This is a genomic window from Pseudorhodobacter sp. W20_MBD10_FR17, assembly GCF_052119765.1.
GTDB lineage: Bacteria > Pseudomonadota > Alphaproteobacteria > Rhodobacterales > Rhodobacteraceae > Pseudorhodobacter.
Genome location: NZ_JBGQOQ010000015.1, coordinates 33112 through 53355, shown reverse-complemented (window position 1 = coordinate 53355; position 20244 = coordinate 33112). Strand labels below are relative to the sequence as shown.

Here is a 20244-nt window from a genome sequence, read left to right as displayed (position 1 = left end):
AAATTCGGATAAGTCAGGCCTGAAACTGCAACTTGCACAGATCGGCGTAAAGGCCGGAACGGGCCAGCAATTCGTCATGTGTGCCGCTATCAACCACGCGCCCCTGATCCATCACCACAATCCGGTCGGCATTGCGTATCGTGGCCAACCTATGCGCGATCACAATCGTGGTACGGCCTTTGGCGGCGCGGGCCAAAGCATCGGCCACCAGTGCCTCGGATTGGGCATCCAGTGCACTTGTCGCCTCATCCAGCAGCAGCACGGGCGCGTCACGCAGCAGGGCGCGGGCAATCGCCACACGCTGGCGCTGCCCGCCCGAAAGGGCCGAGCCGCGCGGGCCAGCGGGGCTATCCAACCCCAAGGGCAGCTTGGCCACAAATTCCGACACATGGGCGGCATCCATTGCAGCGGTCAGCTGTGCCGCCTCTGGCTTGCTGCCCAATGCGATGTTTTCGCGGATGGTTTCATCAAACAGGGCGGCGTCTTGAGTGACTACGGCAAACTGGCTGCGCAGGTCGGGCAGCATCAAGGTGGCGATATCGGTGCCATCAAGGCTGATCTGGCCTTCCTGCGGTTCTGCCATCGCAGTCAGCAGGTTAAAGACAGTGCTTTTACCGGCACCCGAGGCCCCCACAAGGGCGGTCATCTTGCCCGCCTCGGCGGTAAAGCTAAGGCCGTGCAACACCGGCGTTTCGCCATAGCCGAACACCACGTCTTGGACTGTGATGCGCGGGGCGTGGCCCGGATGCTGCACGCTTGCCGTCGCCAAGGGGCGCGGGGCAGGTTCGCTATCGAACAGCCGGAACAGACGCTCTAGGCTGGCGGCGGCGATCTGCCAAAATCCCGCCATATCGCCCATGCGGCGCAGCGGTTGGAATGTCAGCGCCATCGACGAAAAAAACGCCATGAAATCGCCAATTGTGCGCTCGCCCTCAACAATCTGCGAGCCACCTAGCATCAGCACCGCGAAAAAGCCGATCCCGGTGATCACATCCACCAAGGCGGGGATGGTCGAGCGCCCGACCACGGTTTTAATCTCGGCCTTCACAATGCGCTGCACGATCGTGTTGAAGCGCGAGGTCTGATACGCCTCCATCCGGTTTAGCTTGACCGCCTGAATGCCGTGAAACACCTCATCCAGACGGGTGGCGCGGTTGCCCGCCTCGGCCCGCATGGCGGCGGTTTTGCGGCGAATATAGCGCTGAACGACCAAGGCAGGTAGAATCAGCAGCGGCGCGCCGATCATCGCGGCCAAGGTCCAGACCGGATCAATCGCAATCGCTACGGCAAACAGGCCAATCAGCGAAATCGTATCACGGCCAAAGCCTGTGATGATGGTTGACCACACGCCTTGCACGGCCTGCGTGTCGCCTTGCACCCGTTCAATCAACGCGCCGGGCGGGTTGGTTTGGAAAAAACTGGCGTCAAGCGTCAGGATGTGGCGCAGCAGGTCAACCTGCATGGTTGAGGAAGACCGCTGCGCAATCGTGGTCAGCAAGGTTTTTGAGGTGATCGAAGTGATCGCCCGCAACAAAAACAGTCCCAGAATGCCAAAGCCAACCCAGATCAGCGCGCCTTCGCCACCACTGGTAAACACCTTATCAAACAGGGGCTTTAGCATATAAGATAGCGCGCCAAGCGTACTGCCCTCAATGACCATAACGACCAGAGCCAGCGCCATCAGTCCGCGATATTGGTGCAAATACCCCGACCAAAGCCGCCCGAACAGGCGGGTCGAGCGATAAGGGTTCGGGGCGGCATCAGTTTTTTGGGTCACAAGCAAAGCGCCAAAATAAGGACAGGTTGCCAAAGGTGTAACGCGATATTGTTGGCACCTGCAAGGCAGCGGTTCTTTTGTCGCGCGTTTGGCGTTTGAGAGTGGTTGACGCATCGCTTGGGCGGGCCTAGCACTTGGGCATGAAATTGCAGGAAATCCCCCTCATGAAATCTCCCGTCTCGCTTGCCTATGGGCGCCCTTATCTTGCCATTCCTGGCCCGTCTGTGATGCCTGATCGCGTGTTGCGGGCGATGCACCGCGCCTCTCCCAATATTTATGGCGGCGAGATTTATGACGTGGTCGCAGGCATTTGGCCGCGGCTAAAGGCGGTTGCGGGCACGCAGCAAAACTGTGCCATTTATATCGGTAACGGTCATGGCGCGTGGGAGGCGGCGAATGCCAACCTGTTTTCGCGCGGCGATAAGGCGCTTGTGCTGGCTGTGGGGCGGTTTGGCATTGGCTGGGCCGAATCTGCACGGGCCATGGGTGTTGATGTCGAGGTGATGGATTTTGGTACATCCTCACCCGTCGACATGGCGCGGGTCGAGGCGGCGTTGCGGGCCGATAGCGGGCATAAGATCAAGGCTTTGCTGGCGACGCAGGTGGATACATCCAGCTCGATCAAAACCAATATCGCGGCATTGCGGGCGGTTTTGGATACGGTGGGGCACCCGGCGCTGTTGGCGGTTGATTGTATTGCGTCCTTGGGCTGTGACGAATACCGGATGGATGATTGGGGAGTCGACGTGACGGTGGCTGCCAGCCAAAAAGGCCTGATGACCCCGCCGGGTTTGGGGTTTGTGTGGTTTTCCGAAAAAGCGCGTGACCGCTGCCGCGGGAGTGATTTGCGCACGCCCTATTGGGATTGGGAGCTGCGGGCAAACGGCACCGAGTTTTGGCAATATTTCAACGGCACGGCGCCCACGCATCATCTCTATGGCCTGTCCGAGGCGCTGATGATGATTGAAGAAGAGGGCTTGGAAAACATCTGGGCGCGGCATCGGGCCTTGGCGGGGGCGGTTTGGGCGGCCTTTGACGTGTGGGCCAGCGGCAGCCCGACAATTGCGATGAATGTCGCTGATCCGGCCAATCGCGGCTGTTCGGTCACGGCGGCGCGGATTGGCGGGCAGGATGCAACCCGCCTGCGGGAATGGTGCGAAAAAGAGGCTGGCGTGACGCTGGGCATCGGGCTTGGCATGGCTTTGCCCAATGATCCGGCGTGGCACGGTTTTTTGCGGGTGGCCCATATGGGGCATGTGAACGCCCACATGACTTTGGGCGTGCTCGCGGTGATGGAGACGGGGATGCAGACCTTGAAAATAGCGCATGGTGAAGGCGGGATTTTGGCCGCAACGCGCGCGATTTCATCGCGGTAGGTCGCACGCAGGGGGATCGGTTTCTCTTGAAATTATGCTTTATAGTTTCGAGAGGAATTCCTTTGTAAAATTATATTTTAAAACATGGTATTACACCAACTACTTAAGGTGGTTTGTGAAGATCATAACCACTTTTTAAACTTGAAATACAGATAGGGCAGCACGGCAAAGGTGATCATCAGGCCCACAGCATAGGCATAGCCATGTTCCCAGGCCAACTCGGGCATATGGGTGAAGTTCATGCCAAACATCGAGGCAATCAGAGTGGGCGGCAGGAAGATCACCGACACAACCGAAAAGATCTTGAAGATGCCATTTTGTTCAATCCCGATCAGGCCCAGTGTGGCATCCAGCAAAAAGGTGATTTTTGACGCCACGAAATTGGCGTGATCGGTCAGCGATTTCACATCACTCGACAGGGTTCGCGCGCGCTCGCGCATGTCTGGGTTGACATCATGCTTGGTCAAAAGCTGGCCGAGATAGGTGACAAGCCGTTCCAATGTTAGCAAGCTGTCGCGGATGTTGGAATTGAGATTGCCCATTTGGCCGATTTTTTCCAGAACCTTTTGGTAGTCTTTGCTTTTGCCGCGCTGTTTGGGTTGGAACAGCCCGCGCGATTCCATGTCAATCTCGGCGGCGGCGCGTTCTAAAATATCGGCTTGGCGGTCGATAATCGCCTCCATCAAGGCCAAGAGGCAAGAATCTGCGCCGCTTATTTCTATTTTGGTTGCCTGCGCGCGCGGCGGGAACGTGGCAAAAACGCGGGGGTTGTGGTAGCGGACCGTGACAAGATGCGTAGCGGTCAGGACAAAGCTGACCGGCCCCATCAACGGATCGCCGCCATCCGAGTTTGCAGGCAGGATTGCGGTCATATAGGTGGCGTGGTCATAGGTGTAGAGGCGCGATGAAATCTCGATCTCGTTCATCTCGGCTTGGGTCGGGATGTCGCAGTTCAACACCGCCTCAACCGCTGCCTCCTCCTCGTCGTTGGGGCTGTCGAGATCAAGCCAGATGGCCGTATCAAGGCTGCCTGTATGCGGGGTAAGTACCCCGTTTTGCAGGGAATAGCTGTTGATCATGGTGCGCCTCGCTTGGTCTGTTTGGGCTATTGTGACCAGCGAGGCGCGATTGTCACGGGGTTATTTTTTGTGTTTGGCCAACTAGGTTTTCATCAAAGCGATTTCGGCCTCTTGTGCGGTAATGACGCCTTGGTGGTGTGGACTCATGCCGGCAATGAAGTCGACATCGGCATCGCCTGTTAGCGGCAGGTTCATGTTGGCGTGCATCTGGGCGGTGGCGGCGGCAAAGGCCTGCGAGGAAGCGGATTGATCGCTGGTCAATATGGCCGGTATGGTCTTGGGCCATCGCCTGAAGCGGGAGGATAATGGCGGATGCGAGCAGGAGGTGTTTCATTCTGGGGCTTTCATGCTGAATATTTAAGCACTCTGCAAGGTTCCTGCCGGAGGAATGTAAATCCAGGCTTTGTGAAGGGCGGTTGCCCCTTCACCATTGGCGCGGCGTCGCCTATCTTATATGCATGGTGTTGAATTTTAAGCGGGGACCCAATGCGCAGTCGTTCATCCAGACGCCCGGTGATCGGGATTATCGGCAATATGAATTTGCTGAATGACAGCTACCCTGTGCATGCGGGGGGCACGATGAACTCGGCTGCCGTTGCCGAAGTGGCGGGGTGCTTGCCGATTATCATCCCATCAGACCCGCATTTTGTAAGCGTGGACGAACTGCTGGAGTTGTGTGACGGGTTTTTGCTGACGGGGGGCCGGCCGAATGTGCATCCGTCCGAGTATGGCGAGGCCGAGACGCCTGCGCATGGCGACTTTGATCGCTGCCGTGATGCTGTGACGTTGCCATTGGTGCGGGCGTGCGTGGATCGCGGGCAGCCGTTCATGGGGATTTGCCGTGGCTTTCAAGAGGTGAATGTGGCGATGGGGGGCACGCTATCGCCCGAGATCCGCGATTTGCCCGGGCGGATGAACCACCGGATGCCGCCCGATGGCACCATTGAGGAAAAGTTTGCGCTGCGGCATGCTGTGCGGTTCACCGATGGCGGGGTTTTTGCCCGTTTGATGGGTGCGAATGAGGTGATGACAAACACGCTGCACGGGCAAGGAATTTGCCAAGCGGGGCCGCGGGTGGTCGTCGATGGCTTGGCCCCGGATGGCACGCCCGAGGCGATTTATATCAAAGATGCGCCAGGGTTCACGATGTCGGTGCAATGGCATCCCGAATGGAATGCCGCGATGGACCCGGTGTCGCGGCCCTTGTTTACCGCCTTTGGTGCGGCGGCGGCGGCATGGGCCGAAGGGCAGCGGCCTTTGGTGCGGGCAATGGCCGGGGCCTAAAGCTCTTGGCTGACATGCTGTAGGCACAAAAGACAGTAGACATAAAAAACGGCGGGCCTTTCGGACCCGCCGTTTTTTTATGCGTTTATGTCCGATGTTATTGGGCTGGGGTCTTTGGCAACAGGATCAAGGGCGCGGTACCGGTTGTTGTTGTCGCCTCGGGTGTCGCAGCCGTTGGTGTTGTGACCGCTGGGGCGACAACAACCGCAGGGGCTGTTGCCGCCGCAGCTGGTTCGGCCTGATAGGTGACGGTTTTGATCTCAAGTTCCGGCACAATAGGTGTCGCTTTGGGTTTTGCCACCGATTGTTTTGGCTTTGGCGGTGTCGGAATTTTCAGGCCCTTGGGCGTTGACCCATCGGCGTTCAGTACCAGAACCGTTGCGCCCGGTTGCACGCGGGTGTTCAGGTCGATCACGTCTTGTTGGATCATACGGATACAGCCCGACGAGGCGTTCTTGCCAATCGACCACCAATCAGGCGTGCCGTGGATGCGGTAGCCATAATCACGCCCGCCAGACAGCAGGTAAATCGCACGCGCGCCAAGCGGGTTGGTCGGGCCGCCGGGCTGGCCGTCTTTCCATTTTTCCAGCTTGGGGCTGCGGGCAATCATTTCCTTGGGCGGTGTCCAGGTTGGCCAGTTTTTGGTTTGCGAGACAACAGCCTCACCCGCCCATTCAAAGCCGTCTTTACCGACCGAGATGCCGTAGCGGATTGCCTTATTTTTGCCGGTGACAAAGTAGAGGAACTTTTGGCCCGGGTGGATGATGATTGAACCCACAGGGCGATCGGTCTGGTAGGCAACCTCTTGGCGGCGATAGGCTTCGGGCAGTTTATCTAAAGGGATGGCAGGTATCGCAATGGCACCGTCCATTTTGGCAACATAGACGCTATCGCCAATCGACGCCACTGGGGGCGAACTGGCCATCTGCGTTTCTTGATGCGGGACGCAAGCCGAAAGGGCAAAGCCAAGGGCGAGCGGAAGGCCTGTGAAACGTAGTGTAGAACCGAAAGTGCGCATTAGATATACCTTCACTATGCCGCCAAGGGCGGAGTATTCAATTGTTTCCACGGATAGAACAAAGTTACCAGTGGGTCAAAGCCGATTGCCCCTAAAATTGGTCGGATATCCGCTCATCCACTGGTTTTTGCCACCTAAAGCGTTGTTCTTAGGTGCCAAAGCTCTGGAAACAGCTCGGTTTCCAGCATTTTGCGCAGGTATTGCACGCCGGATGTGCCGCCTGTGCCGCGTTTGAACCCAATGATCCGTTCAACCGTGATTACGTGATTGAAACGCCATCTGCGGAAATAGTCTTCGAAATCAACGAGCTTCTCGGCCAGCTCGTAAGCCTCCCAATAGGTTTCGGGCGCACGGTAGATGGTTTCCCAAACAGCTTGCACAGATGAACTGGTTTCCCAAGGGCGCGTCAGGTCGCGGGTGATCACGTTTTCGGGAACAGGTAGGCCCGCGCGGTGCAAAAAGCGCAAAGATTCGTCGTAAAGGCTGGGGCGGGCAAGTTCGGCCGTTAGCAGCGCTGTGTAATCAGCCCTGTGCGCGTGTGGGCGCAGCATGGCCGTGTTGCGGTTGCCCACAGCAAATTCAATGAGCCGGTATTGGTGGCTTTGAAAGCCCGAAGATTGGCCGAGGCCGTCGCGAAAACGGGTGTATTCGGATGGCGTCATGGTGCGCAGCACGTCCCAAGCGGAATTAAGCTGCTCAAAGATGCGCGAGATGCGCGCGAGCATTTTAAACGCCTCGCGCGGGCGGTCATTTGCGATGCAGATACGGGCGGCGTTGAGTTCGTGCAGCGCGAGGCGCATCCACAGCTCGGAGGTTTGGTGCTGGATGATGAACAGCATTTCATCATGCGCATCGGTCGCGGGGTTTTGCGCCGTCAGGATGGCGTCGATAGAGAGGTAGTCGCCATAAGACATGCGGCCGTCAAACGACATTTCGGCGCCATCGGTTGCAGGGTCAAGCGGGGTGTATATTGGGCATTTCATTAGGTGTTCTTTCGGATTGGGATGGGGAAAGCCGTGTGAAAGGTACGGTTTTTGGGCCCGAGAGAACCGAAGATGCGGCCATATGGCGCCACAGCCCAGCCCAGCCAGAGGGGCTGCACAGCGGCAGGTGGGCGGTCAGGTTGTGGCGCATACCCACCGCCGTACGGGTTGTGCCGCCGGATAGGTATTTGGGCCAAGATGAAATTGCGAGGATCATTTTGCTGCGCTGGGGTCAGGTCACTTTGGCGCGGGTTTTATATTCTGGCCGGTCCCAGAGCGATGTTTCCATGATTTTGGCCAGAATTGTGATCGCGCTGTCGACGTCTTGTTCCGAGGTGTAGAGTGGGGTGAAGCCAAAGCGCAGGATGTCGGGGGCGCGGAAATCGCCGATGACGCCTTGGGCGATGCAGGCTTGCATGATCGCATAGCCCTCGGGGTGGCGGAACGAGGCTTGTGACCCGCGCTGTTTGCCATCGCGCGGTGAGGCGAGGGTGAGGGTGGGGCAGGCGGCCTCGACCCCTGCGATAAAGCGGTCAGTCAGGGTGATGGATTGCGCACGCACGTCATCCATATCGGCTTGGTCCCAGATATCCAGCGAGGCTTCGAGGGCTGCGAGTTGCAGGACGGGGGGCGTGCCCACGCGCATACGTTCAATACCGGCGCCGGGGGTATAGTCGAGGTCAAAGGCGAAAGGGGCGGCGTGGCCGAGCCAGCCGGACAGCGCAGGGCGGGCGGTTTCCTGATGGCGGGGGGCGACATAGATGAAGGCAGGGCCGCCGGGGCCGGAGTTGAGGTATTTATAGGTGCAGCCGACCGCGAAATCGGCATTGCATTGCGCGAGGTGGACGGGCAGTGCGCCTGCCGAATGTGCGAGATCCCAGACGGTGAGGGCGCCGTGTTGATGGGCGCGTTCGGTGATCGCCTGCATGTCATGTTTGCGGCCGGTGCGGTAATCAACCTCGGTGATCATCGTGACGGCGATGGTGTCGTCGATCGCATCCAGCACAGCCTCTGGCGCGACGGTTTTCAGGGTGTAACCTTGGCCAAGCGTGCGGCAGAGGCCGTCAGCCATATAAAGATCTGAGGGGAAGTTGCCGATATCAGACAGGATCACGCGGCGGGTCGGGTTCATTTCCAATGCCGAGGCAAGGGCTTGGTAAACCTTGATCGACAGCGTGTCGCCCATGACAACGGACCCAGCCTCGGCGCCGATAAGGCGCGCGATGCGGTCGCCGATGTTTGACGGTTGCGCCATCCAGCCCGCCTTGTTCCAGCCGGTGATCAGCATTTGCCCCCATTCGTCAGTGATGGTACGGGCCACACGGGCGGCTGCGGCCTTTGGCAAAGGGCCAAGCGAGTTGCCGTCGAGGTAGATTACGCCTTTTGGCAAGTCGAATTGTGCGCGAAGGCTGGCGAAATCGGTTGGCATGGGGCATCCTTTGTCTGATTGGGCGCATTGGAACGCTTTGCGGCGAGGGGTTCAAGATCAAAAGATGGATAAAGTATGAGACTGCTGTTTGATTGGCCGCCGGTTTGGACGGGCATGTTTTTGGTGGTGATCTGGTGGCTTTCCCGCGCGCTGCCCGTGCCGGTGTTTGGCGTGGCTGGCGATGTCGGGGGCGGGTTGCTGGTATTGGCAGGGCTGGGGTTTATGGCGCTGGCCGTGTGGGAGATGGGGCGTCTGCGCACGACGATTATCCCGCGGCGTACCGCGCATGCGCTGGTGACCTCGGGCGTGTTTCGGATCAGTCGGAACCCGATTTATCTGGGCGATGCGCTGGTGCTGATGGGGGCGTGCCTGATTTTGGACAGCCTTTTGGGCATTTTGCTGCTGCCGCTTTTTGTCTGGGCCATCAACACGCGGTTCATTGAGGGCGAAGAAGCCCATCTGCAACAAGCCTTTGGCGCGGATTTCACAGAGTGGAGCGGGCAAGTGCGGCGCTGGCTGTGACATACAGCGTTTAAACGTTAATTTTTGCCGCGCAATAAAATTACCGGGTTGAATTGCCGCAGATGCATGCCACTATGGCGTAATTGTAACGCCAACTTGTAAACTTTTGTCAAGGGGTGTTATAGGAAACCAGAAATACGGACCTGACGCCTTACGCCGCGTCATATATCGGGGGAGAAACTGTTGAAGATTGGGGCACCCAAGGAAATTTTTGAGGGCGAAGCGCGCGTTGCGATGACGCCTGATTCTGCCAAATTGCTGCAAAAGCTGGGGCATAGCTGCGTCATCGAATCCGGGGCCGGTGCGCTGGCTGGGTTTGCAGACAAGGCTTATGCTGATGCAGGCGTTGAGGTGGTGAAAACCGCCGTCGCCTTGTACAAAGCTGTTGATATTGTTGTAAAAGTGCGCGGGCCAGAGCCAAAGGAAGCCAAGCTTTTGGGTGAGGGTCAGACGCTGATCTCCTTCTTTTGGCCTGCCCAAAATGCCGATTTGCTGGAGCAGATGAAGGCGCAAGGCACCACCGCGATTGCGATGGATATGGTGCCGCGGATTTCGCGCGCGCAGAAAATGGACGCGCTGTCGTCGATGGCCAATATCGCGGGCTACCGCGCGGTGATTGAGGCGGGCAACAACTTTGGCCGATTCTTCACCGGTCAGGTGACGGCTGCGGGCAAAGTGCCGCCAGCGAAGGTGTTGGTTGTGGGCGCGGGCGTGGCCGGTTTGGCCGCGATTGGCACGGCGACGTCGCTGGGTGCGATCACCTACGCGTTTGACGTGCGGCCCGAAGTGGCCGAGCAGATTGAATCGATGGGTGCCGAGTTTGTGTACCTTGAATTCGATGCAAGCGAACTGCCCGATGGCGCGGCGACGGGTGGCTATGCGGCGCCATCTACGCCAGAGTTTCAGGCCAAGCAGCTTGCGAAATTCCGCGAATTGGCCCCCGAGATTGACATCGTTATCACCACTGCCCTGATCCCCGGTCGGCCTGCGCCGAAACTGTGGACTAAGGATATGGTTGAGATGATGAAGCCGGGTTCGGTGATCATCGACCTCGCGGCCGAGCGTGGCGGCAACTGCGATTTGACCGTGCCGGACCAAAAGATCGTCACCGAGAATGGCGTGACGATTGTGGGCTACACTGATTTCCCAAGCCGGATGGCGGCGCAGTCTTCGACGCTCTATTCCAACAACATCCGCCATATGATTGCCGATCTGACCCCGGCCAAGGACGGGGTTATCAACCAGAATATGGAAGATGACGTTATCCGAGGTGCTACCGTGGCGCATAAGGGGGAGATTACGTTCCCACCACCGCCGCCGAAAATCGCGGCAATTGCAGTGCAAAAGCCAAAAGAAAAGGTCAAAGAGCTGACGCCAGAGGAACGGCGTGCCAAAGAGACGGCAGAGTTCAAGGCGCAGACCCGCAACCAAGTTGGCCTGTTGGCGATTTTTGGTGCGCTTTTGCTGCTCGCGGGGCTGTTTACCCCTGCGAGCTTTATGTCACACTTTATCGTGTTTGTGCTGGCCTGCTATGTTGGTTTCCAAGTGATCTGGAAAGTTAGCCACAGTCTGCACACGCCATTGATGGCGATTACCAATGCGATTTCGTCGATCATCATTCTGGGCGCGTTGCTTCAGATCGGGTCGGGCAGCTGGCTGGTCGTTGTTTTGGCAAGCCTGTCGGTTTTGATGGCCGGGATCAATATTTTCGGCGGTTTCATGGTGACACGGCGTATGCTCGCCATGTTCCAAAAGTCGTAAGCGGAGACAGATATTATGGAATATGGTTTTACAACAGCCGCTTACGTTGTCGCAGCCGTGCTGGTTATTCAATCACTCGGCGGGCTTTCGGGCCAGGAAAGCGCCAAGCGCGCGGTGTGGTACGGAATTGTCGGTATGGCGATTGCCGTGCTGGCCACCGTTATCGGGCCGGGTGCTGGCAATTGGATGATCTCTATCCTGATGATCGCCATTGGCGGCGGCATTGGGTGGGTCGTGGCACAGCGCGTGCAAATGACCGAAATGCCACAGCTTGTGGCCGCTATGCACTCTTTGGTCGGTTTGGCCGCAGTGTTCATCGGCTATAACGCGCATCTGGAGGCGGCTTTGGTTGCGGGTACCCCCGAAGACCAGCGCCACCTGCTGGAAGGGTTTGCCGCAATTTTGGCGCATAAAGCCCCGGTAGAGCTGACAATCCTGCGCATCGAGGTGTTCCTTGGCGTGTTCATCGGCGCGGTTACCTTTACTGGCTCGGTCATTGCCTATGGCAAGCTGGCGGGTAAGGTGGATGGCAAGGCGAAAAAGCTGCCCGGTGGGCATATTTTGAACGCCACTGCGGCCATTGGTTCGGTGTTGATGCTGATTATGTACTTGCAATCGGCCTCGGTTGTGGCGCTGATCGTGATGACCCTGCTGGCGTTTTTCATCGGCTACCATTTGATCATGGGCATCGGCGGCGCCGATATGCCGGTGGTTGTGTCGATGCTGAACAGCTATTCCGGCTGGGCGGCGGCGGCGATTGGTTTCTCGCTGTCGAATGACTTGCTGATCGTTGTGGGCGCGCTTGTGGGCTCCTCCGGTGCGATCCTGTCCTATATCATGTGTAAGGCGATGAACCGCTCGTTCATTTCGGTGATCTTGGGCGGCTTTGGTGGCACCACTGGCCCTGCGATGGAAATCAGCGGCGAACAAATCGCCATTGATACCGAAGGTGTTGCAGCCGCGCTGAATGAGGCCGATAGCATTGTGATTATCCCTGGTTACGGCATGGCTGTGGCGCAAGCGCAGCAGGCGGTTTCCGAGCTGACACGCAAGCTGCGGGCCAAGGGTAAGAACGTGCGCTTTGCGATTCACCCTGTGGCTGGCCGTTTGCCGGGCCACATGAACGTGCTGCTGGCCGAGGCAAAGGTGCCTTATGACATCGTGTTGGAAATGGACGAAATCAACGATGATTTCCCATCAACGGATGTGGCGATTGTTATTGGCTCCAATGACATCGTAAACCCAGCCGCACAAGAAGACCCGAACAGCCCGATTGCTGGCATGCCAGTGTTGGAATGCTGGAAGGCAAAACAGGTGTTCGTGTCCAAGCGCGGCCAAGGCACAGGCTACTCGGGGATTGAGAACCCGCTGTTTTACAAAGAAAACACGCGGATGTTCTATGGCGATGCCAAGAAATCATTGGACGCTTTGTTGCCTTTGATCGACTGACCATCCTAAAAAAACAAATAACGCGCCCTGCAGGCAACTGCGGGGCGCGTTTTGCGTTTCGGGGCGTGGCGGATTTACCAGTGTACAATTGCGCACCGATTTGAATGGTCATAGGGAATTTACAATCCGTTCGGCAGCCTCTTTGTTAAGCCAAGACTAAGCCGAGGACCCTATGCCCAAAATCAAAGACCACCCGCTGCGCTATGACTTGGTGAACGAGCTGCACGCGCGGCCCTTTCCGGCGCTGACGGTGCCGTGCCATGCGGTCTATGTCGCGATCAAAGAGCCGGAACATGCGGTGAACCGTGATCGGGTCGCCGACCGCACGCATTTACTGGCCTTGCTAGACCGCAATGGATCGCCGCATCCGCAGCCCGATGCTACGCATTTTTCGGGGGCGATGGGGCGGCACCATTTGAAATGGGAAAGCCATACTGAATTTGTGACCTATTCGGCCTTTGGCAGCGGGTTATCTGCCCGCGCCTTTGACCCGATCGAGGCGGATGTTTTCCCCGAAGGCTGGCTGGCAAACGCGCCCGGCACGCGGCTGACGTCCGTCTTGATCCGGGTTGAGGAAATGCCCGAGGATGAGGCCGAAATGCTGACCAAGCTGGATGATTGGTTTGTGCCGGAAAGTCTTGCCATGGCGCGGGTTGTCGATGGGGCGGCGGTGATCGCCGGTGATTTCCGGATTGATCCGGCAGGGCACATGCGCTTTGCGGTTTTTGTGCAAAAGGGCACAGGCGAGCGGCGGGTCGGCCGGATTGTGCAACGGCTGTGTGAGGTGGAAACTTACCGCGCGATGTCGATGCTGGGCTTGATGCGGGCGCGCAGCCTAAGCGGCAAGCTGAACGAGCTTGACCCGCAATTGTCGCGGCTGATTTCGGGGATGAACAGCACGGACCATTCGCCTGAAGAGGTGCTGCAAACCCTGCTGAAAGTGTCAGCCGAATTGGAAAGCCTTGCGGTGCAGTTCAGCTTTCGCTTTGGTGCGACCGAGGCCTATGAGGCGATTGTCACGCAGCGCGTGTCGGTGATGCGCGAAGTGCGGGTCGAAGGCCGTCAGACCTTTGGCGAGTTTATGATGCGGCGCTATGACCCTGCGATGCGGACGGTGAAATCGGTGGATGCACGGCTGCGCAACATGGCCGAACGCGCGACACGGGCGGCGGAATTGCTGCGAACACGGGTCGATGTGGAACGGTCGGCACAGAACCAAAAACTGCTGGAAAGCATGGATGCGCGGGCCGATTTGCAACTGCGGCTGCAGACCACGGTTGAGGGCTTGTCCGTGGTGGCGATCAGCTATTACGCGGTGAACCTGTTGGCCTATATCGCCTATCCGGTGACCGAAGGCTTGGGAATTTCCAAAGGCATGTCGATGGCTGTGATGGTGCCGCTGGTGATTTTTGGCGTCTGGGCAATGGTGCGGCGTATCCGCAATAAGTTTCATTAAAAAAGCCCGCCCTTTTGGGGGCGGGCTGTGCTTAACCAGCCAAGCTTTAGCCAAACGCTGGGGCGGTTTTCGGTGTGGCTGCAAGCACCTTATCCGCCAGAACTGCGCCCGCAGCGATTGCGCCAAGGGCCAGCAGAGCCGCGACTGAAAGGGTTGGTACTCCGGCAAGCCCTGCACCGATTGTGCAGCCGCCGGCCAATACGCCGCCCACGCCCATCAACGCGCCACCCGCAATGTAGCGGCCGGTTTCACGCGGCGACACAAAGCTTTGCCATTTAAAGCGACCCGTGGTCAGCGAGGATAGCGCTGCACCGGCAACCGAGCCGCCAAACAGCCCGATGCCAAAGCCTGCGGCGACCGACGATGACGCAATGGCCCAGAACAGGGTTTCGGTGAGCGGCGAGGTAAAGCTAAGGCTTTCCATGACGATGGGGTCGAATTCATCCAGCAGCACAAAACCGGTGCCAACCCATGCAAGCGGGACAAGCGCACCGATGGCAATCCCCGCGAGCCATTGGCGCGGCGCCATTTTAGCCGTGACAGCAAAAGCCAGCGCTGCGGCGGCAAGGGCGCCCGCAGCAAGCGGCGCGCCGCCGGGCAGGTTTGCCAGATTGATCGCATCGCCCATCGGCACGGTGATGGTGCCCAACGCGCTGCGCAGGGGCGAAAGCAGACCCTTCATCGTGGCATGTGCGGTGATCGCAAACACCGTCAGCACCGTCAGGGCGCGTAGGTTGCCCGTGCCGCTCAGGATTGTCAGGCGTGACGCACAGCCGCGCGTCAGAACCATGCCGATGCCAAACGCCAAACCACCAAGGACTATTGCCGCATAGGGCAAGTCGGGGGTCAGCAAGCGGTGGCCTTCAAAATTGATCCAACCAGAGGCAACGGCGGCTTGGGTGCCCAAGATCGCGGTGGCGAGGGCTGTAGCCCAGAGGGCGAGGGCGGGTTTACGCTCGGCCTTGGGGCCGACCAGGCCGCGGCGAAGGCAAAAGCGGGTAACCTCGGCTAGAATGCCGAACAAAACGCCGATGGTCAGGCCCAAGATAACGGACGCTGCACGGGGTGTCAGGGTTTCAAAGCCTAGAGATTCGAACATGGCTCTCTCCGATCTAAACAGAATTTTGTTCCGTTTGGACCAGAGATTACAGCGTTGCAAGGGTGGTTGGTGCCAGAATGGTGCGTGCGCAGAGGATTGTTTTCTGAAAATGGCGCGAGCAAGGAATTTAAGACCAAACCACCCCTAAAGACAGAAAATCTGTCTAGGGGCAGGGCGAAAGCTGTGCGCTTGGTCTTATTTCAGCGGCCATGGATGCAGGCGCGTCGCACAGGCCCATGGTTGTGGAATTTGGGATGCCCATAAGTTCCAGCACTTCAATCGCGTGGTTCGCGCTTGACGCGGGCTGGGTAAGCGCACAGCTTTGCTTTAAAATATAAGGACAGACTTGATGCAAGCGATGGAATTATCAGCCCGCGAAATACTTGACCATTTGGTCGGTTTTCGCAGCGTCAGTTCTGACAGCAACCTTGATCTGATTGATTGGGTTGAGGGGTATTTGGCCTCACACGGGGTTAAGTCGCAGCGGGTGTACAATGCCGAGGGGACCAAGGCCGCGCTGTTTGCCAATGTTGGCCCCGAAGTTGCGGGCGGGGTGGTTCTGTCGGGGCATTCCGATGTGGTGCCGGTTGACGGCCAAGATTGGGCGACCGACCCGTTCACGGTGGTGGAAAAGGACGGGCGGCTTTATGGCCGCGGCACCTGCGATATGAAGGGGTTTGTGGCGCTGGCACTGGCGGCGGTGCCGCTCGCATTGAAAGCAGGCGTCAAACGGCCGCTGCAAATCGCGATCAGCTATGATGAGGAGGTGGGCTGTGTTGGCGCGCCGCCGATGATCGCGCAGATGGTAAAGGATTTGCCAAAAGCGGCGGCTGTGGTGGTGGGCGAGCCATCGATGATGCGGCTGGTGAACGGGCACAAGGGCGGCGCCGGCTATAAGGTGCATGTAAAAGGGTTTGAGGTGCATTCGTCGCTGCTGCCCTACGGCGTCAGCGCGATTATGGAGGCGGCACGGCTGGTTGGTTGGATCAACGACCAAAACACCGCCATTCAGGCCCGCACCCCAACAGCCATTGCAGCGATGTTTTACCCGCCCCATACCACCGTGCATTGCGGCAAATTTGCAGGCGGCACAGCGCATAACATCACCGCAGGCGATTGCCATTTCGTGATGGAATTTCGGGTGGTGCCGGATGAGGATGAAAACGAATGGGCTGACCGTTTTGTCGCCGAATGCAAGCGGGTTGAGGGCCTGATGCAGGCCATACAACCCAATACGCGGGTCACCTTGGATAGGTTTTTTGATGTGCCGGGGTTGCGGCCCGAAGAAGGCGGGGCCGCCGATGCCTTGGTGCGTCGCCTGACTGGCGATAACGCGGCCGAGGTGGTGTCTTACGGCACCGAGGCGGGGCAATTTCAGGCCGAGGGTTATTCTTGTGTCGTCTGTGGGCCGGGCGATATTGCGCAGGCGCATCAGCCGAATGAATATCTGGACGTCGCACAGCTTGAGTCATGCTGGGGCTTTATGCAGCGCTTGGTACAGGATTTGGCAGATTAAGGGCGGGGTTTAGCGTAGGTTCGTGAAAATGCACTGGCGGCTGTTCTAGGTCTTGCGGCGCGCGCAGGTTTGGAACACCCTGACGCCATCCGATGATAAACAGGATACTGCGATGCCCGTAAAAAACCGCTTTGCCGAAATGCTGCCCGAGCTTATAGCCATACGCCGTGACTTCCACGAAAACCCCGAGTTGCTGTTTGAGGTGCATCGCACGGCGGCCAAAGTGGCCGCGCTGCTGCGGGCATGGGGCTGTGACGAGGTTGTCGAAGGGATTGGCCGCACCGGTGTTGTCGGTGTGATCTATGGGAAAACCGACAGCGGCAAGGTGATTGGTCTGCGCGCCGATATGGATGCGCTGCCGATACATGAGGCAACAGGGCTGGATTATGCGTCGAAAATCCCTGGCAAAATGCATGCTTGCGGCCATGATGGGCATACCACGATGCTGTTGGGGGCTGCGAGATATCTGTGCGAAACCCGTAACTTCGACGGCAAAGCTGTGATGATCTTTCAACCCGCCGAAGAGGGCGGCGGCGGCGGCAATGAGATGGTTAAGGACGGGATGTTGGACCGCTGGAACGTGCAGGAAGTGTACGGAATGCACAATATGCCGGGCATTCCGGTAGGGCAATTTGAAATTCGCCCCGGCCCGATGATGGCAGCGGCAGACCAGTTTAAAATTACGGTGACAGGCAAGGGTGGCCACGCCGCCAAACCGCATGATTGCGTCGACACATTGCTGGTTGCCAGCCATATCATCGTGGGTTTGCAGTCGATTGCGGCGCGCAATGTGAACCCGCTGAAGCAGGTTGTTGTGTCGACCTGCATGATTTCAACCGATAGCAACGCCCATAACGTCATTCCGCAAACCGTTGTTTTAAAAGGTACCGTGCGGACGTTTGATGCGGCGGTTCAAGATCAGGTAGAAGCGCGGCTAAAGGAATTGCCGGTGCAAATGGCGGCGGCCTTTGGGGCCTCGGCCGTGGTGGATTTTCGCCGCGGCTATCCGGCCACTGTGAATGCCGAGGATAACACCGGCTTTGCTGTTGCGGTGGCCAGCGCGATTTCGGGCACAGTGAATGAGGACACCGAGCCGATGATGGGGGCCGAGGATTTTAGCTATATGCTGAATGAACGCCCCGGTGCCTATATTTTCCTTGGCAATGGCGACACTGCGATGATTCACCACCCCGCCTATAATTTTGACGATACCGCGATTCCGTTTGGGGCAAGCTGGTATGCTGGGATGGTTGAGGCGCGGATGCCGTCTGTGTAAGAGGGCGGCCCCATCGGGCGAACAAGTTTCCGACGAAAATGCGCAAGCGGGTTGTCGTCGGTTGATTATCTTTCACGTAAGTCGCGGCGCATGACCTTGCCGGTGGCCGTCATCGGTAAGGCATCGACAAAGACGATATCACGCGGGGCGACATGCGGGCTGATCCGGATGCGCACCCTTTCAATCAGTCGCGCACTGGCGCCGGCGCGATTTGCCCCGTCCCGCAACACGACAAAGGCACGGACCACTTCGGTACGCACAGGATCAGGGACCCCAATGGCGGCGGCCATGACCACGTCATCGTCGCCCATCAGGCAGTTCTCAATCTCGCTCGGGCCAATGCGGTAGCCCGCCGAGGTAATCACATCATCGTCACGCGCGGCAAAGGTGAAATAGCCTTGCGCATCGACATGCCCCAAATCGCCCGTGCGCAGCCAATCACCCCAAAATTTTTCGGCGGTTTTCTCTGGCTGGTTCCAATAGCGCAAAAACAGACTGGCTGCGCCTTTGCGAATGCAAATCTCGCCCAATTCACCCGCAGCACAGGGTTGGCCCATGTCATCAAGCACCGCCACATCAAAGCCGGGTAAGGCTTGGCCCATTGTCGCGGGTTTCACAGCCATAAATCCTGCCGCTTGGGTGATGCACAGGTTGCATTCGGTTTGGCCGTATAGCTCATTTATCGCGGCCCCAAGGGTGAGTGGCCCCCATGCCAGCATTTCCGCACCAAGGCTTTCACCACCGGATGAGATTGTCCGGATATTTACGCCAGCGGGAACCGGCGTACCCCGCATCAGTTTCAGCGCCGTCGGCGGCAGAAACAGGTTGCGGATGGTGTGCTTGGCGATCAGCGCATAGGCTGCGCCGGCGTCAAACTTGCGCATACGGTGGGCGATCAGCGGCACGCCGTAATAGAGGCAAGGCATCGCCATATCCATGAGCCCGCCGATCCACGCCCAATCGGCGGGTGTCCAGCCTTTATCGCCCTCTTGGGGAAAGCCGTCATGCGTCAGTTCCATGCAGGGCAAATGGCCGAACAAAAACCTATGTGCATGTAAAACGCCTTTGGGCGGGCCGGTGGTGCCCGAGGTGTAGATCATCACCGCAGGGTCTTCGGCCAGTGTGGGTGCAGGGGCGGCAAGGGGCGGATGTGTGGTGATGGCGTGCCAAAGGTCGCGGGCATCTGGCGCAGCGGTGGTGCAGAATATGGCCTTCAGGGCTGGGAGTTGGGGGGCAATGGCCCGTAGTTTCGGTAGGCTTTCGGCATCGCAAACCACCAGTGCCGCGCCGGAATCGGATAGGCGGTACAGCAGCGCATCCTCACCAAACAGGGTGAACAAGGGTAGGGCCACAGCGCCCAGTTTCATCGCAGCAAAATGCGCGATGGCCACGGCGGCCGATTGGGGCAACAGCACGGCCACACGGTCACCACGCCCCACTCCGGCGCTGGCAAGGGCAGTGGCGAGACGGTCCGACGCGTCTTTCAGCGCGGCATAGGTCCAGTCTTGGTCGCCCGCCTCGGTAATCTCGGTGATCGCGATTTTATCGGGCGCAGCCTGTGCCCAATCATCGCAACAGGCTTGTGCGATGTTGAAATGCTCGGGCCAGTTCCACGCAAAAGCCGCGCGCTTATCGGCCCAGTTCCCGCGCAAGGGGATCAGGCTTCTATTGCGCAAAGATGGTCACTTCGGGCAGGTCGGTCAGCGGTAGGTTCAGCGCCCGAAACGCCGCAAGCGACAGTTGTGCAGCCCCTGTGCCGGGGATCAGATCAACTGCGATCGACGCCCCATTGGCTGTGACCACGCGCCCCTTACCGGCGGTTTGCACCAAGCTAGACCGCAGCCAAAAGCCAGCCTCGGTGACTTTGCCAAGCGCCACTGCGGTTTTTCCGAGGGCTTGCTCGGCCGCAGGTTGGGCCGGTGCTGACAGGGCTTCGGCTTTTTGTGCGGCGGTTGTGGTGTCAAGGGCAGCTATTGTGCGGGCCCCTTTGGGGGGCGCCACCGCGCCCGCCGAATTGGGGCGCGTTTGGGGATGCGTGGCAATGGACGCAGCAGGTTCCATCGCAGCGTTTTTATCGCCGTAAAATGGCAAATAGCCGCAGCTGGATAGCAGCATAGCGGGGATAAGAAGGGCGCGTGTATGTTTCATAGAGCCTACGTTAGCCGCAGCGCTGACCGCTTTCAATGGCCTTGCAAGCCCCCCTGCGCAAAGCTAAAGTT

The 20244-nt window shown here is 58.5% G+C and carries 17 protein-coding genes; 8 read left to right on the top strand and 9 right to left on the bottom strand.

The window, feature by feature from the left end; genetic code table 11:
* Nucleotides 1-13 precede the first annotated feature (13 nt).
* Nucleotides 14-1681, bottom strand: a complete 1668-nt coding sequence (locus tag ACEN2J_RS11750) for an ABC transporter ATP-binding protein (RefSeq protein ID WP_442106096.1) — start codon at nucleotides 1679-1681, stop codon at nucleotides 14-16.
* 260 nt (nucleotides 1682-1941) lie between these two features.
* Here ACEN2J_RS11750 and ACEN2J_RS11745 point away from each other — a divergent pair, with 260 nt between their 5' ends.
* Nucleotides 1942-3153, top strand: a complete 1212-nt coding sequence (locus ACEN2J_RS11745) for a pyridoxal-phosphate-dependent aminotransferase family protein (protein WP_442106043.1) — start codon at nucleotides 1942-1944, stop codon at nucleotides 3151-3153.
* Between the two features lie 122 nt (nucleotides 3154-3275).
* Here the strand turns inward: ACEN2J_RS11745 and ACEN2J_RS11740 are convergent, their stop codons facing one another.
* On the bottom strand, nucleotides 3276-4232 hold the full coding sequence (locus tag ACEN2J_RS11740) for a magnesium transporter CorA family protein (RefSeq protein WP_442106041.1): 957 nt from the start codon (nucleotides 4230-4232) through the stop codon (nucleotides 3276-3278).
* 81 nt (nucleotides 4233-4313) lie between these two features.
* The gene (locus tag ACEN2J_RS11735; protein WP_442106040.1) at nucleotides 4314-4493 is read right to left on the bottom strand and encodes a hypothetical protein; all 180 of its coding nucleotides are present in this window, start codon (nucleotides 4491-4493) and stop codon (nucleotides 4314-4316) included.
* 225 nt (nucleotides 4494-4718) lie between these two features.
* Between ACEN2J_RS11735 and ACEN2J_RS11730 the strand changes: the two genes are divergently transcribed.
* Entirely contained in the window at nucleotides 4719-5516 is a 798-nt protein-coding gene (locus tag ACEN2J_RS11730; protein WP_442106038.1) for a gamma-glutamyl-gamma-aminobutyrate hydrolase family protein, read from the top strand.
* A gap of 97 nt (nucleotides 5517-5613) precedes the next feature.
* Here ACEN2J_RS11730 and ACEN2J_RS11725 read toward each other — a convergent pair whose 3' ends face one another.
* The 3 genes from ACEN2J_RS11725 to kynU form a co-directional block, all read right to left on the bottom strand.
* Nucleotides 5614-6441: a L,D-transpeptidase gene (locus ACEN2J_RS11725; RefSeq protein WP_442106037.1), complete on the bottom strand. Its 828-nt coding sequence runs from the start codon at nucleotides 6439-6441 to the stop codon at nucleotides 5614-5616.
* Nucleotides 6442-6668: 227 nt separating this feature from the next.
* Entirely contained in the window at nucleotides 6669-7505 is an 837-nt protein-coding gene (gene kynA / locus ACEN2J_RS11720) for a tryptophan 2,3-dioxygenase (protein WP_442106094.1), read from the bottom strand.
* A 244-nt stretch (nucleotides 7506-7749) separates the two neighbouring features.
* Nucleotides 7750-8946, bottom strand: a complete 1197-nt coding sequence (gene kynU / locus ACEN2J_RS11715) for a kynureninase (protein ID WP_442106035.1) — start codon at nucleotides 8944-8946, stop codon at nucleotides 7750-7752.
* A gap of 75 nt (nucleotides 8947-9021) precedes the next feature.
* Here kynU and ACEN2J_RS11710 point away from each other — a divergent pair, with 75 nt between their 5' ends.
* The 4 genes from ACEN2J_RS11710 (at nucleotide 9022) to ACEN2J_RS11695 (ending at nucleotide 14134) form a co-directional block, all read left to right on the top strand.
* Complete coding sequence (locus ACEN2J_RS11710) at nucleotides 9022-9468, top strand: methyltransferase family protein (RefSeq protein WP_442106034.1); 447 nt, start codon at nucleotides 9022-9024, stop codon at nucleotides 9466-9468.
* Between the two features lie 183 nt (nucleotides 9469-9651).
* Complete coding sequence (locus ACEN2J_RS11705) at nucleotides 9652-11229, top strand: Re/Si-specific NAD(P)(+) transhydrogenase subunit alpha (RefSeq protein ID WP_442106033.1); 1578 nt, start codon at nucleotides 9652-9654, stop codon at nucleotides 11227-11229.
* Between the two features lie 15 nt (nucleotides 11230-11244).
* Nucleotides 11245-12678, top strand: a complete 1434-nt coding sequence (locus ACEN2J_RS11700) for an NAD(P)(+) transhydrogenase (Re/Si-specific) subunit beta (RefSeq protein WP_442106031.1) — start codon at nucleotides 11245-11247, stop codon at nucleotides 12676-12678.
* Nucleotides 12679-12850: 172 nt separating this feature from the next.
* A complete protein-coding gene (locus tag ACEN2J_RS11695; protein WP_442106030.1) occupies nucleotides 12851-14134 on the top strand; it encodes a DUF3422 family protein in 1284 nt (427 codons plus the stop codon).
* A 46-nt stretch (nucleotides 14135-14180) separates the two neighbouring features.
* Here the strand turns inward: ACEN2J_RS11695 and ACEN2J_RS11690 are convergent, their stop codons facing one another.
* A complete protein-coding gene (locus ACEN2J_RS11690) occupies nucleotides 14181-15233 on the bottom strand; it encodes a YeeE/YedE family protein (RefSeq protein WP_442106029.1) in 1053 nt (350 codons plus the stop codon).
* A gap of 349 nt (nucleotides 15234-15582) precedes the next feature.
* On the opposite strand from ACEN2J_RS11690, the gene argE reads away from it, so the two are divergent.
* Both argE and ACEN2J_RS11680 read left to right on the top strand, forming a co-directional pair.
* On the top strand, nucleotides 15583-16749 hold the full coding sequence (gene argE, locus ACEN2J_RS11685) for an acetylornithine deacetylase (RefSeq protein ID WP_442106028.1): 1167 nt from the start codon (nucleotides 15583-15585) through the stop codon (nucleotides 16747-16749).
* A gap of 112 nt (nucleotides 16750-16861) precedes the next feature.
* Entirely contained in the window at nucleotides 16862-18025 is a 1164-nt protein-coding gene (locus ACEN2J_RS11680) for a M20 aminoacylase family protein (RefSeq protein WP_442106027.1), read from the top strand.
* A gap of 65 nt (nucleotides 18026-18090) precedes the next feature.
* On the opposite strand, the gene ACEN2J_RS11675 is transcribed toward ACEN2J_RS11680, so the two are convergent.
* Together ACEN2J_RS11675 and ACEN2J_RS11670 are read right to left on the bottom strand one after the other, a co-directional pair.
* A complete protein-coding gene (locus tag ACEN2J_RS11675; protein WP_442106025.1) occupies nucleotides 18091-19701 on the bottom strand; it encodes an AMP-binding protein in 1611 nt (536 codons plus the stop codon).
* A complete protein-coding gene (locus ACEN2J_RS11670) occupies nucleotides 19691-20173 on the bottom strand; it encodes a hypothetical protein (protein WP_442106023.1) in 483 nt (160 codons plus the stop codon). The genes ACEN2J_RS11675 and ACEN2J_RS11670 overlap by 11 nt, the downstream gene beginning before the upstream one ends.
* Nucleotides 20174-20244: the final 71 nt, after the last annotated feature.